Below are 12,596 nucleotides of genomic sequence, written 5' to 3'. Positions count from 1 at the left end.
GCACCATGGACAACACGCGCACACTCGAGCGCCAGCGTCACCTACCCGCCGGGAGCGACCCGGGCGTCCGGACCTGGCTGCGCACCGCAGGCGAATTCGCCAGGAGCCCCGAAGGCCACGCGGCACTGATGGGTTTCTTCGGCGCCATGATGATCACCTTCGGTGGCTTCGGTGCGGGTGCTGTTCGCAAGCGCGATCCGCTACTCGAGGCGCTGCACCTGTCATGGCTGCGGTTCGGCCACGGTTACGTGCTGTCGACGATCGTGATCTGGATCGGCGTGCTGCTGATGATCACGGCGTGGGTACGGCTGGGCCGCACCACCCTCGGCAAGGGCGACTCGGCGGTCACGCTCAACGAATTGCGGGCGATCGTCGGGATCTGGATCACGCCCCTGCTGTTCGCGGCACCGATGTTCAGCCGCGACTCCTACTCCTACCTCGCCCAGGGTGCCCTGTTGCGTGACGGTTTCGATCCCTATCAGGTGGGTCCCGTCGCCAACCCCGGTGTGCTGCTGGACAACGTGAGCCCGGTCTGGACCACCACCACCGCGCCGTACGGGCCCGTGTTCTTGTTGATGGGCCGGGCGATCACCTCGCTCACCGGTGAGAATGTCATCGCCGGAACCATCGCGCTGCGCGTCGTCATGCTGCCCGGACTGGCGCTGATGATGTGGGCGGTGCCGTACCTCACCAAGCATCTGGGCGGAAAGCCGACGGTCGCGCTGTGGCTGGCGGTGCTCAACCCGCTGGTGCTGGTGCACCTGATCGGTGGCGTGCACAACGAGATGCTGATGGTCGGGCTGATGTGCGCGGGCGTCGCGCTCGTGCTCGAACGCCATCATGTGGCGGGCATCGTGGTGGTCGCCATCGGCGTCGCGATCAAGGCGACGGCCGGGGTGGCACTGCCGTTCCTGGTGTGGATCTGGATTCTGCACGAGAAGGAACGGCGCGCCGCCGAGCGCCGGGCCGCGGTGGATTCCGACGCCGCGCTCGCCGAAGAACAGAAACACCCCGACGCCGCCAGACCGTCCGCGGATATGCCGCACCCGCTGTTCGTCTTCGCCAAGATCGCCGGTATCGGGGTCGGTGTGTTCGCGCTGGTGTTCGGCGCGGCGTCGGTGATCGCGGGGGTCGGCTTCGGCTGGGTCACCGCGTTGCAGGGTTCGAACAAGATCATCAACTGGCTTTCGCTGCCGACGATTCTCGCGCACATGGTCACCTGGGTGACCCCACTCGATTTCGACTCCGTGCTGGATGTGACCCGCCTGCTGTGCCAGATCGCGATGGTCGCGTTGCTCGTGGCGACCTGGTGGCGGTTCCGGCACAGTGAGCGTGAGGCCGTGATGGGCATCATCATCGCGTTCGTCGCGATCGTGCTGCTCTCCCCCGCCGCGCTGCCCTGGTACTACTCGTGGCCGCTCGCGCTGGCCGCCGGCTTCGCGATGTCGACCCGCACGTTGATGTGGCTGGTCGGGATCTGCACGTGGCTGATGCTGGTGTTCCAGCCCGACGGGTCGATCGGCCTCTACAACTTCTGGCATGTCGCGCTGGCGACCTTCGCCGCCGTGGTCGCGGCGGTGTCGCTGCGCACCGTCGATCCGCTGCATCTGCGTTCGGCCAGTTCGAAGGCCGTTGCCACGGAATCGGCGCCGCCAGTTCGAGCATGAGTCGTCGCGCGCGGGGGCTTCGACGCGACAGCGTGGATGTGCCAGGAGACGCCCGACCGCCGACCGGCGATCTGGATGCCGCCTACGCGAGTTGCCGACGGATCGCCGCCGAGCACGGTCGCACCTACTACCTGGCCACCACGCTGCTCTCACCGGAACGCCGACGGGCCGTACACGCGCTGTACGCGTTCGCCCGGATGGTCGACGACCTCGTCGACCATGCCGGCAACACCGCCCGCGTCCTCGACCCCCGTGACGACGCCCGGCCCAGCCTTGCCCCAGCCCACCTCCTCGCCGGTCGACGCGCCTCGGCGCAGCTCACCGAAACCTCACAGCGGCACGGACCGAACGAACCAGCGCAGGCCGTCGACATCTCCCCCGCCCAGCACCTCGACCTCGTCGAGAAGCAACTGCGCCTGGCCCTCGAACGCGGCGATCTCGGCACCCCCGACCCGCGCCGCCACCAGGTCATCACCGCGGCCGCGGACACCATCATCCGGTACGACATCGCGCACACCCACATCTGGACATTCCTCGACGCCATGCGCATGGACGTCCCCGGTACGGCCACCCACCGCACCCGCTACGCCACGATGAGCGAGCTCCGCGAGTACATGCGTGGGTCCGCCGCGGCCATCGGCCTGCAGCTGCTGCCGGTCCTCGGCACCGTCGTCCCCGTCACCGAGGCCGAGCCGGCCGCCGCGGCTCTCGGCGAGGCCTTCCAGCTCACCAATTTCCTGCGCGATGTCGCCGAAGACCTCGACCGCGACCGGGTCTACCTGCCCACCGACGAGCTGACGGCGTTCGGCGTGGACGAAGCCCACCTGCGCGCCTGCCACCAGCGGGGCCACACCGACGCACCACTGCGGCGCGCGCTGGCCCACCTGATCGCCGTCAACCGCGACATCTACCGGCAAGCCGTCCCCGGCATCGCCCTGCTAGCCCCTCGAGTGCGCCCGGCGATCACCACCGCCGCCATCCTCTACGCCGAAATCCTCGACCGCATCGAAGCGGCCGACTACCAGGTCTTCACCACCCGGGCCACGGTCCCTCGCCGTCGCCGGATCCTGGTCGCCGCCAGGGGCTTGACCCCATCCACCGGCCACCGCTAGACGCTGAGTTTCCTCATCGACGCCAACGTTGTCTCCGAACTGATGCGGCGGACACCGAACCCCGCGGTTCTCGACTGGTTCGCGCGCAACCGCACCAACGAATTGTGGTTGAGCGTTGCGCTGATCCCCGCTCCATCGATGTCGGTGACGGTCTCATCGCGGCAACAGCCTTGGCACACGGGCACACCGTCGCAACCCGAAATACCGAGCACTTCAAGGGTTCCGGCGCCGCCCTGGTGAACCCGTTCGATCCGGAACAGTGTTCAGAAGGGTTCGGCGTGGGCGCGGCGGACCACCTCGCGGGCCAGCTGGCCGTGCAGGGCGTCGACGGGGCGACCGGGCAGGGAGGGGTCATCGGTGTAGAGCCAGCCGAGGATGTCCTCGTCGGTGTACTTGGCGTCGCGCATCACGGTGATCACGCCGGGAAGCATGCGGACGATCTCGTCCTCGGAATCGAAGAAGCGGGACGGAATGCCTGCGACGCCGTCGCGGCGGATCGCGAGGATCTGGTGGTCACGCAGCAGCTGGTGCACCGAGGTGACCGGGACGCCGAGTATGTCGGCCGCCTCGGGAAGCGAGACGATGGTTTCGGTGTCGGGCAGCACGTCGTCGCTGCAGGGGAAGGCACTCACTCGCACAACGGTAGTACGTGTCGGCGCGCACGCATCGTCTGGCATGCCCACACCGCCCGGTTACCATCGTGGTGGCCGCACACGGCGGCCGGTTGAATGCCGGAGGACATCACTTGATCGGCCAGATGCTGGAAGGGCGCTATCGCATCGATGCGCCGATCGCTCGCGGCGGGATGTCGATGGTCTTCCGTGGGACCGACACCCGGCTCGATCGCCCCGTGGCGATCAAGGTGATGGACCCCAAGTTCGCCGGTGACCCGCAGTTCCTCAGCCGTTTCGAGTTCGAGGCGCGGGCGGTGGCCAAGCTCAAGCATCCGTCCCTGGTCGCAGTGTACGACCAGGGCATCGACGGCGAGTACCCGTTCCTGATCATGGAATTGGTCGAGGGCGGCACGCTGCGTGAGCTGCTGCGCGAACGCGGGCCGATGCCGCCCCACGCGGTGCGCGCCGTGGCCGAGCCGGTGCTGCGCGCGATCGGCACCGCCCACGACGCGGGCCTGGTCCACCGCGACGTGAAGCCGGAAAATGTGCTGATCTCCGACGCGGGTGAGGTGAAGATCGCCGACTTCGGCCTGGTCCGCGCCGTGGCCGCGGCCAACACCACCTCCGCGAGCGTCATCCTCGGCACGGCCGCCTACCTCTCCCCCGAGCAGGTCACCACCGGTACCGCCGATGCCCGCAGCGACGTGTACTCCTTCGGCGTCCTGATCTTCGAACTGCTCACCGGGCGGGTGCCGTTCACCGGCGACAACTCGCTGTCGGTGGCGTACCAGCGGGTCGAAAACGATGTGCCCGCACCGAGCAACTTCATCGGTGGCGTGCCGCCCGAATTCGACGCGCTGGTCGCCAAGGCCACCTCCCGCGACCCCGCGCGGCGCTTCGCCGACGCCAACGAGATGGCGGCGAAACTGCAGACCATCGCGATGGAACTGAATCTGCCGCCGTACCGGGTGCCCGCACCCCGCGATTCGGCCGAACATCTCAGCGAGAGCTATCAGACCGGCGCCGCGCATCATCCCGGCGAGCGCCCGGCCACCCCGCCGCCGATGGCCGCGCACCACTCCCCCGCGCCCGAACCGCACCACACCAGGGTGGTCACCGCACCGCGCCCACGCCCGGAGGAGTACGCCCCCGCACCGGCGGCGAGCGCGTTCGGCGGTAGCGACGATCATTCGCGCCGAACAGGTTTGGTGTGGGTGGGTATCGTCACCGCGCTGACCCTGCTGGTCGGCATCGGCGGCTGGTGGCTCGGCGTCGGCCGCTACTCCGCGGTGCCGCCGATCGCGGGCATGGACTCCGAGCGGGCCGTCGCGGTCCTGCAGGAAGCCGGGTTCGAGACGGAGTTGCGGCAGAAGGCCTCCGACACGGTCCCGGTGGGCGGGGTCGTCGGCTCCGATCCCTCGGCCGGGTCGCGGGTGACCAAGAGTTCGACGGTCGCGGTGCTGATCTCCAACGGCAAACCGCGGGTGCCCGATATCAAGCCCGGCGACCAGCTCAGCTCCACCAACCAGGCGATCCGCGATGCCGGTTTGCAGCCGATCGACAGCGGCGAGGCGGCCAGTACCGCACCCAAGGGTTCGCTGGCCAAGGTGGAACCCGCGCCGGGCACGATCCTGCCGATGGGCGCGCAGGTGAAGGTGTACCGCAGCAAGGGTTCTCAGCCGGTGAACGTGCCCGATGTCCGCGGCAAGACCGCCGAGGAGGCAGCGAGTGCGCTGACCACCGCGGGCCTGGTCGTTCGCGAGACACGCGTACAGTTCGACAAGAGCGTCGAGGGCGACAAGGCCATCGCCACCGAGCCGGCCGTCGGCACCACCCTGCAATCGGGCGATACCGTGACGCTGATCGTGTCGAATGCGGTCAAGGTCCCCAATGTGATGGGTCAAAGCGTCGGCAATGCCCGGTCCAAACTGCAACAGCTCGGTCTACGGGTCGAGGTTAAATCCCTCACCGATTCGGACAGTTCCCTGGTCATCGGCCAGGTACCCGGCTTCAACTCGAATGTGGAGGCGGGCAGCGTCGTAACGCTCACCGCCCTGCCTTGAAGGGGCAAGGATCCCGAGAAGGACAAAGATAAGCCCGGGCGCGGTCCCCGCTGACCGCCCCGGGCTCGTCCCGCTGATTCAGCGCAGCATTTCCGCGACCAAGAACGACAGTTCCAGGGACTGCTGGGTGTTCAGGCGTGGGTCGCAGGCGGTTTCGTAGCGGCCGCCGAGGTCGAGATCGGAGATGTCCTGGGCGCCGCCGAGGCACTCGGTGACGTTCTCGCCGGTCAGCTCGATGTGCAGACCGCCGGGGTGGGTGCCGAGGGCGTGGTGCACCTCGAAGAAGCCCTGGACCTCGTCGACGATGCGGTCGAAGTGACGGGTCTTGAAACCGGTGGACGACTCGTGGGTGTTGCCGTGCATGGGGTCGCACTGCCAGATCACCTGGTGGCCGGTGGCCTGCACCTTCTCGATGATCGGGGGCAGCACCTCGCGCACCTTGCCGTTGCCCATGCGGGCCACCAGGGTGAGCCGGCCCGGCTCGTTGTTCGGGTCGAGCCGCTCGACGTATTCCACGGCGAGTTCCGGGGTGGTGGTGGGCCCGATCTTGAGGCCGATCGGGTTCGCGAGGAGTTCGGCCAGCGCGATGTGGGCGCCGTCGAGCTGACGGGTGCGCTCACCGATCCACAGGAAGTGCGCGGACAGGTCGTAGAGCAGCGGCTCGCCGGATTCGGACTCGCTCAGCCGCAGCATCGCGCGCTCGTAGTCGAGCACGAGCGCCTCGTGCGAGGCGTAGATGCGCGCGGTCTTCAGGCTCGGGTCGTTCACCTGACAGGCGGCCATGAAGCGCAGCCCGCGATCGATCTCCTCGGCGAGGGTCTCGTAGCGCGCGCCCGCGGGTGACTGGGCCACGAAATCGCGGTTCCAGTCGTGCAGACGGTGCAGGTCGGCGGTGCCCGCGCTGGTCAGGGCACGGACCAGGTTCATCGCGGCGCTGGCATTGGCGTAGGCACGGACCAGGCGCGACGGGTCGTGGCGGCGCACGGCCTCGTCGGCGACGAGCGAGTTCACCATGTCGCCGCGGTAGGACTTCAGGCCCAGCGCGTCGGTGTCGGACGAGCGCGGCTTGGCGTACTGGCCCGCGATCCGCGCCACCTTCACCACCGGCATGCTCGCGCCGTAGGTGAGCACCACGGCCATCTGCAGCAGCGTGCGGATATTGCCGCGGATGTGGGGCTCGGTGTTGTCGGCGAAGGTCTCCGCGCAGTCACCGCCCTGCATGAGGAACGCCTCACCGCGCGCGACAGCGGCCAGCTGCGCCTTGAGATCCTCCACCTCGGCGGGCAGGCAGATCGGTGGCACGCTCTCCAGCACGGTGCGCATGGTGGCGGCCTCGTCGGCGTCCCAGGACGGCTGCTGCAGAGCGGGCCTGGCCAGCGCGGCATCGAGGCGACCGCGCAGCTCGTCGGGCAGCGGTGGCAGTTCCGGCAGGCGGTCAATGGGTACGTCGACGGTCCAGGTCACCAGATCAGAATACGACTCCCGCGCACGGGCGACTATCCGGCGTGCCCGCGAAGCCACCGCCGACCCGTGCGAAACACCCGCACAGTGCCCACATAGGGTTTCGTCGACCCATCGTGGGGTCCATCGCCCGCCGCGCCGGAGCCCCACGAGCAACCCACCGGCACGAAGAGGCGATCTCCCTGCGATATTTCTACGATTCGGAATTCATCGAGGACGGCTCGACGATCGACCTGATCTCGATCGGTGTCGTCTGTGAGGACGGGCGCGAGTACTACGCGGTCTCCACCGAATTCGATGCGAAGCGGGCCGGGCCGTGGGTGCGCAAGCATGTGCTGCCGAAGCTGCCGGCCGACGGGTCGCCGCTGTATCGCACCAGGGAACAGATCCGCGACGACCTGTACAAGTTCTTCCTGCCGCGCCCGAGTGTGCAGCCGGAGCTGTGGGCCTGGGTTTCCGCCTACGACCACGTGGCGCTGTGCCAGCTGTGGGGCGACATGACGGCGCTGCCCAAGGGCATGCCCCGCTTCACCAACGAACTGCGCCAGCACTGGGCCGCGCACGGCAGCCCCGACCTGCCGCCGATCCCCGACGACGCGCACGACGCACTCGCCGACGCCCGCCACAATCTGGCCAAGTTCGAGGCCATCGAGACCTACCGGCGCACCCCGCGCCTGTAGGCCACGACGCCGGTACGACACAACGAAGGCCCCGAGTCGAATGCGACTCGGGGCCTGCGTTGTTCGTGCGGTTCGATCAGTGACCGAACGGCTCGCTGTTGTTCGCGATCGCCTGCTGCTCGGCGAGAACGGTGAGCATCCGGTGCTCCTCGTTCTCCTCGATCTCGGCCCAGGACTCGCCCTCGGCCTTGGGGTCGGCCCACAGGAAGCTACCGGTGCCGGGCTTGCCCGCCGAACCCAGCTTGTTCATCTTCTTGGGCACCGGGGCGCCCTGGTATTCCAGCGGGATGGCGTGGCCGTGTGCGTCGACCCCACCCAGCGGCTGGTGGATCTCGATGTACTCGCCGTGCGGCAGTCGCTTGATCACACCGGTCTCGATACCGTGCTCGAGCACCGCCCGGTCACTGCGCTGCAAACCGATGCAGAACCGGTAGGTCACGAAGTACGCGATCGGCGGCAGCAACAGCACGCCGATACGGCCGATCCAGGTGGTCGCGTTCAGCGAGATGTCGAACTTCAGCGCGATGATGTCGTTGACACACGACAGCGTGAGCACCACGTAGAACGCGATGGACATGGCGCCGATCGCGGTACGCACCGGCACGTCGCGCGGACGCTGGAGCAGGTTGTGATGCGCCGAGTGGTCGTTGGTGAGGCGCTTCTCGATCCACGGGTAGGCGATCAGCAGCGTGAACACCAGGCCCATGATGAGCGCGACCCAGAACACCGCCGGGATCGTGTACCGACCCAGGTAGAGCTCCCACGGCGGCATCAGACGCGCCATACCGTCGGTCCACATCATGTAGAAGTCGGGCTGTGAACCCGCCGACACCTGCGACGGGTTGTACGGACCGAGGTTCCAGATCGGGTTGATCTGCAGGACACCACCCATGATGCCGACGATGCCGAGGGTGAACGCGAAGAACGCGCCCTGGTCGGCGGCGAACACCGGGATGATGCGCGCGCCGACGACGTTGTGCTCGGTGCGGGCCGGTCCGGGGAACTGGGTGTGCTTCTGGTACCAGACCAGCGCGACGTGCGCGCCGATCAGCGCCAGGATGATGCCCGGCAGCAGCAGCACGTGCGCGATGTAGAGGCGCGGGATGATGATGTCGCCGGGGAAGTCGCCGCCGAACATCAGCCAGTGCAGCCAGGTACCGACGACCGGGACACCGATGGTGATACCCGAGAACGCGGCCCGCAGACCGGTACCGGAGAGCAGGTCGTCGGGCAGCGAGTAGCCGAAGAAGCCCTCGAACATCGCCAGGATCAGCAGCAGCGAGCCGATCACCCAGTTCGCCTCACGCGGCTTGCGGAACGCGCCGGTGAAGAAGATGCGGAACAGGTGGATGATGATCGACGCCGCGAACAGCAGGGCCGCCCAGTGGTGGATCTGCCGGACGAACAGACCGCCGCGCACCTCGAAGGAGATGTTCAGCGCGGTCTCGTAGGCCCGCGACATGCCGACGCCGCGCAGCGGCTGGTAGGCGCCGTCGTAGACCACGTGGGTCATCGAGGGGTCGAAGAACAGCGTGAGGTACACACCCGACAGCAGCAGGATGATGAACGCGTAGAGCGCGATCTCACCCAGCAGGAACGACCAGTGGGTCGGGAAGACCTTGTTGATCGACCGCTTGACGAACGCGGCGGCGCGATACCGCTCGTCCATCTCGTTTACCTGGCTCATGAACGACGCTCCCAGAAGGCCGGGCCGAGCGGCTCGATGAAGTCGCCCGCGGCGACCAGGAAGCCCTCGGAGTTGACGGTGATCGGCAGCTGAGGCAGTGCGCGGGCGGCAGGACCGAAGACCGGCTTTGCCCACTCGGTCGCGAGGAACTGCGACTGGTGGCAGGGGCACAGGATCCGGTTGGTCTGCTGCTCGAACAGCGAGGTGGGGCAGCCGAGATGGGTGCAGATCTTCGAGTAGGCGAAGTAGTCGCCGAAGTTGAAGCTCTCCTGGCCCTTGCGCTTGATCGCCTTCTCGGCGTCTTCGGTGCGCAGGCGGATCATCATCACCGCGTTACGGATGCCGCGCAGCGACTGCAGCGTCTCGTGCGAATCCCCGCGCCACTTCTCTTTCCACGGGAACACGGTCTCCATCGAGCCGGCGTCGAGATCTTCCGGGCGCACGAGAACGATGTCTTCCGGGCGACCGGTGTCGCGGCGGATGTAGATGGTCTCACCCGGGTAGTCCGGGGTCCAGCCCGAGACCCACAGCGGCGACTTGTCGCCCTTGGCCCACGGGTTCTTCACCATGCCGCCGACGAACACCAGCAGTGCGCCGATACCGAGCACACCGACACCGGCGCCCGCGGTACCGAGCATCATCTTGCGACGACCGAGGGTGGAGGTGTCGAGCGCGTCCTGCAGCTCGGCCGCCAGGGTGCGACGCTCGACCTCGTCCGACGGTCCGTCGTGGCGCTGCTGGATCGAGATCTCGGCGGGGATGAACCGCTTGCGGATCAGCACCACCGCGATACCGATGACCAGCACCGAGATGCCGAAGGTCAGGCCGACGAGCGGGGTGAACAGCGAGTAGGCGCTGTGGCCCTCGTCGCCGTAGCCCTTCCACTCCCACGGCCAGAACAGGAAGACACCGATGAGCGCGGCGGCGGCCAGACCGGAGACGGCGAACCAGAACGTGACCGCACGTTCGGCGCGCTTCTCGGCCTTGGTGCCCGGCACCGGCCACCGCTCGTTGCGGTAGACGACATCGACGTCGTCGCGATTGGTGCCGAGCTCGACCAGCTCGTCACGCGACATCGCGTCCAGTTCGTCTTCGGTGGGTTCGCGACCCATCTCGCTGTGCTCCTGTCCACTCATGATCGGGATCCGATCCACATGGCGGCGCCGACCACGGCGGTGATGCCGATGACCCAGATCGCCAAACCTTCGGTCGCCGGACCGAACCCGCCGAGATCCCAGCCGCCGGGCGACTTCTCCTCGGCGGAGTTCTTGACGTAGGCGACGATGTCGCGCTTCTCCTCCGAGGTCAGCTGCCGGTCGGAGAACTTGGGCATGTTCTGCGGGCCGGTGACCATCGCCTGGTAGATCTGCTGCTCACTGGCCTCGGCCAGCGGCGGCGCGAACTTGCCGCCGGACAGCGCGCCACCACGACCGGTGAAGTTGTGGCAGGAGGCGCAGTTCATGCGGAACAGCTCCGAGCCGCGGGCGATGTCGTCGCCGCGCAGCGACTCCTGGGCGATCTCGCCGTTGGCGTCACGGATCACCGAGGGGCCACCGCCGTTGGCGGCGACGTAGGCGCCGATCGCGTCGGTCTGGTGCGCGTCGAACTTCTCCGGCTTGCGCAGGGCCTGCGCGCCGTTCATGGCCATCGGCATACGACCGGAGGAGACCTGGAAGTAGACCGCGGCCTCGCCGACGCCGATCAGGCTCGGACCACGGTCGGCGACACCCTGCAGGTTCGCGCCGTGGCACGTGACGCAGGAGGTGTCGTAGAGCTGCTTGCCCTCGCGGATGAGCGCGGACTGGTCCTCGTGCGCGGTCGCGACCTGCGGCTCGGGGGTGAGCGCGGTAGCCAGGAAGCCGGCTCCGACCAAGCCGATCATCAGCGCGAGAGCACCCGCGATACGACGACGGGCGCGGCGCTGCTTACGCGCCTGCTTGGCGGCCTGAGCGGCCTGCCCGGTGCCGGGGCCGGCGGGCTCTGGGGCCGACGGGGGAGATGAACTCATCTGTGTCCCTTTGGAGTAGACGGAACCGACTTGTGCAAAAGCTGTGTGCGCCGCGCGCTAACGGACGAAGTAGATCGTGGCGAACAGCCCGATCCAGACGATGTCGACGAAGTGCCAGTAGTAGGACACCACGATCGCGGCGGTGGCCTGGGCGGGCGTGAACTTGCTCAGCGTGGTGCGGACGAGCAGGAACACGAACGCGATCAGACCGCCGATCACGTGCAGACCGTGGAAGCCGGTGGTGATGTAGAAAACCGAGCCGTACGAGCTGCCGGCGATCGAAGTTCCCTCCTCCACCAGGTGGTAGTACTCGTAGCCCTGCCCGGCGACGAAGAACGCGCCCATCAGCAGGGTGATCGTGTACCAGCGACGGAGGCCGAACACGTCGCCCTTCTCCGCGGCGAACACACCCATCTGGCAGGTGAACGAGGAAGCGATCAGCACGGCCGTCACCGGAATCGCGAGCTTCATGTTCAGCTCGGTCGGCTCCGGGGGCCAGTGCCCGTGCGCCTGCGCGCGAGCAACGAAATACATGGCGAACAGGCCGGCGAAGAACATCAGCTCGCTCGACAGCCAGATGATGGTTCCGACGCTGACCATGTTGGGCCGGTTCAGCGAATGCACACGCTGAGTAATGGCCGATCCTGGGGTGCCTACTGCGGTCGTCACGGGGTAAGTATGACTCTTCGTAGTACGACACATGTACCCGGGTACGAAAGTTTGTGGCGCAAGTCGGAAAACCCACGCACAGAGGGGGTCTACGACTTCCGTCGGCGTGTTGGCGACGACCGCGCGACAACTCATTGTGACAGCGTTGGATGTGGATAGGCTGAGACTCGAGGAGGCGGCGATGGTCGTGGTGCGGATGTGGCGGCGGCTGTTCGGTGGTTCGGCGCGGGTGTTGGACCCCGGGCGCGACGATCTCGTGGTGGTCGCGTCGAGTTTCGACGATGTCGAGGCGTGTTCGACCGCGCTGGATCGGGCGAGCGAGCTGGATCGGGAGGCCGACGCGGTATTGCGTCACCATCTGCGGCTGCCGGCCGAGCGGATAGCGGCCGCGTGCGAGATCGCCGGGTACGACGGCTACGAACGTGCCGGGGGGACGGCGGGTTCCGGCGACCTGGTTCCGGTCGTCTTGCAGCGGGTGCAACGGCTCGATCCGCTGACCTGCTCGCAGGAACGGTCGCGGATGGCCGGACTCGCCCAGCGCCACGACGGGGTCGCCGACGGCTGGGACGCCCTGCAGCCCCCGCGTAGCGCCCCTTAAACTGGCCCGAACGGCGCAAAAGACCTTGCGCCACCTC

Annotated in this window: 11 protein-coding genes; 5 read left to right on the top strand and 6 right to left on the bottom strand. The window is 67.6% G+C overall.

The window, feature by feature from the left end:
- Nucleotides 1-5 precede the first annotated feature (5 nt).
- A complete protein-coding gene (locus ACFWFP_RS30820; RefSeq protein WP_379300887.1) occupies nucleotides 6-1,667 on the top strand; it encodes an alpha-(1->6)-mannopyranosyltransferase A in 1,662 nt (553 codons plus the stop codon).
- A 32-nt stretch (nucleotides 1,668-1,699) separates the two neighbouring features.
- The gene (locus ACFWFP_RS30815) at nucleotides 1,700-2,779 is read left to right on the top strand and encodes a phytoene/squalene synthase family protein (RefSeq protein WP_379300885.1); all 1,080 of its coding nucleotides are present in this window, start codon (nucleotides 1,700-1,702) and stop codon (nucleotides 2,777-2,779) included.
- Nucleotides 2,780-3,042: 263 nt separating this feature from the next.
- Here ACFWFP_RS30815 and ACFWFP_RS30810 read toward each other — a convergent pair whose 3' ends face one another.
- On the bottom strand, nucleotides 3,043-3,411 hold the full coding sequence (locus tag ACFWFP_RS30810) for an Rv2175c family DNA-binding protein (RefSeq protein WP_379300883.1): 369 nt from the start codon (nucleotides 3,409-3,411) through the stop codon (nucleotides 3,043-3,045).
- Nucleotides 3,412-3,536: 125 nt separating this feature from the next.
- Here ACFWFP_RS30810 and pknB point away from each other — a divergent pair, with 125 nt between their 5' ends.
- Nucleotides 3,537-5,456, top strand: coding sequence for a Stk1 family PASTA domain-containing Ser/Thr kinase (gene pknB / locus ACFWFP_RS30805; protein ID WP_379300940.1), 1,920 nt, complete (start codon nucleotides 3,537-3,539; stop codon nucleotides 5,454-5,456).
- 78 nt (nucleotides 5,457-5,534) lie between these two features.
- Here pknB and ACFWFP_RS30800 read toward each other — a convergent pair whose 3' ends face one another.
- On the bottom strand, nucleotides 5,535-6,920 hold the full coding sequence (locus ACFWFP_RS30800; RefSeq protein ID WP_379300881.1) for a class II 3-deoxy-7-phosphoheptulonate synthase: 1,386 nt from the start codon (nucleotides 6,918-6,920) through the stop codon (nucleotides 5,535-5,537).
- 179 nt (nucleotides 6,921-7,099) lie between these two features.
- On the opposite strand from ACFWFP_RS30800, the gene ACFWFP_RS30795 reads away from it, so the two are divergent.
- Nucleotides 7,100-7,597, top strand: coding sequence for a polyadenylate-specific 3'-exoribonuclease AS (locus ACFWFP_RS30795; protein ID WP_379300938.1), 498 nt, complete (start codon nucleotides 7,100-7,102; stop codon nucleotides 7,595-7,597).
- 76 nt (nucleotides 7,598-7,673) lie between these two features.
- Here the strand turns inward: ACFWFP_RS30795 and ACFWFP_RS30790 are convergent, their stop codons facing one another.
- The 4 genes from ACFWFP_RS30790 to ACFWFP_RS30775 are packed head-to-tail and all read right to left on the bottom strand — an operon-like array spanning nucleotide 7,674 to nucleotide 11,961.
- Entirely contained in the window at nucleotides 7,674-9,284 is a 1,611-nt protein-coding gene (locus tag ACFWFP_RS30790; protein WP_379300879.1) for a cytochrome bc complex cytochrome b subunit, read from the bottom strand.
- Complete coding sequence (locus ACFWFP_RS30785) at nucleotides 9,281-10,420, bottom strand: ubiquinol-cytochrome c reductase iron-sulfur subunit (protein WP_379300877.1); 1,140 nt, start codon at nucleotides 10,418-10,420, stop codon at nucleotides 9,281-9,283. The genes ACFWFP_RS30790 and ACFWFP_RS30785 overlap by 4 nt, the downstream gene beginning before the upstream one ends.
- The gene (locus ACFWFP_RS30780) at nucleotides 10,417-11,292 is read right to left on the bottom strand and encodes a c-type cytochrome (RefSeq protein WP_379300875.1); all 876 of its coding nucleotides are present in this window, start codon (nucleotides 11,290-11,292) and stop codon (nucleotides 10,417-10,419) included. Before ACFWFP_RS30780 ends, ACFWFP_RS30785 begins: the two co-directional genes overlap by 4 nt.
- A gap of 57 nt (nucleotides 11,293-11,349) precedes the next feature.
- Nucleotides 11,350-11,961 (bottom strand): heme-copper oxidase subunit III, encoded by a 612-nt coding sequence (locus ACFWFP_RS30775; protein ID WP_358071502.1) that lies wholly within the window; start codon nucleotides 11,959-11,961, stop codon nucleotides 11,350-11,352.
- A 181-nt stretch (nucleotides 11,962-12,142) separates the two neighbouring features.
- On the opposite strand from ACFWFP_RS30775, the gene ACFWFP_RS30770 reads away from it, so the two are divergent.
- Entirely contained in the window at nucleotides 12,143-12,559 is a 417-nt protein-coding gene (locus ACFWFP_RS30770; RefSeq protein ID WP_379300936.1) for a hypothetical protein, read from the top strand.
- The last annotated feature ends 37 nt before the right edge of the window (nucleotides 12,560-12,596 follow it).

It is taken from the genome of Nocardia sp. NPDC060249 (genome assembly GCF_042728755.1).
In the GTDB taxonomy this organism is placed as follows: domain Bacteria; phylum Actinomycetota; class Actinomycetes; order Mycobacteriales; family Mycobacteriaceae; genus Nocardia.
This window is presented reverse-complemented; position numbering and strand designations above follow the sequence as displayed.

Coding starts and splice junctions, on each gene's coding strand:
- ACFWFP_RS30785 (WP_379300877.1), bottom strand. CDS start 10,420: ATGAGTGGACAGGAGCACAGCGAGATGGGTCGCGAACCCACCGAAGAC.
- pknB (WP_379300940.1), top strand. CDS start 3,537: ATGCTGGAAGGGCGCTATCGCATCGATGCGCCGATCGCTCGCGGCGGG.
- ACFWFP_RS30770 (WP_379300936.1), top strand. CDS start 12,143: ATGGTCGTGGTGCGGATGTGGCGGCGGCTGTTCGGTGGTTCGGCGCGG.
- ACFWFP_RS30820 (WP_379300887.1), top strand. CDS start 6: ATGGACAACACGCGCACACTCGAGCGCCAGCGTCACCTACCCGCCGGG.
- ACFWFP_RS30780 (WP_379300875.1), bottom strand. CDS start 11,292: ATGAGTTCATCTCCCCCGTCGGCCCCAGAGCCCGCCGGCCCCGGCACC.
- ACFWFP_RS30790 (WP_379300879.1), bottom strand. CDS start 9,284: ATGAGCCAGGTAAACGAGATGGACGAGCGGTATCGCGCCGCCGCGTTC.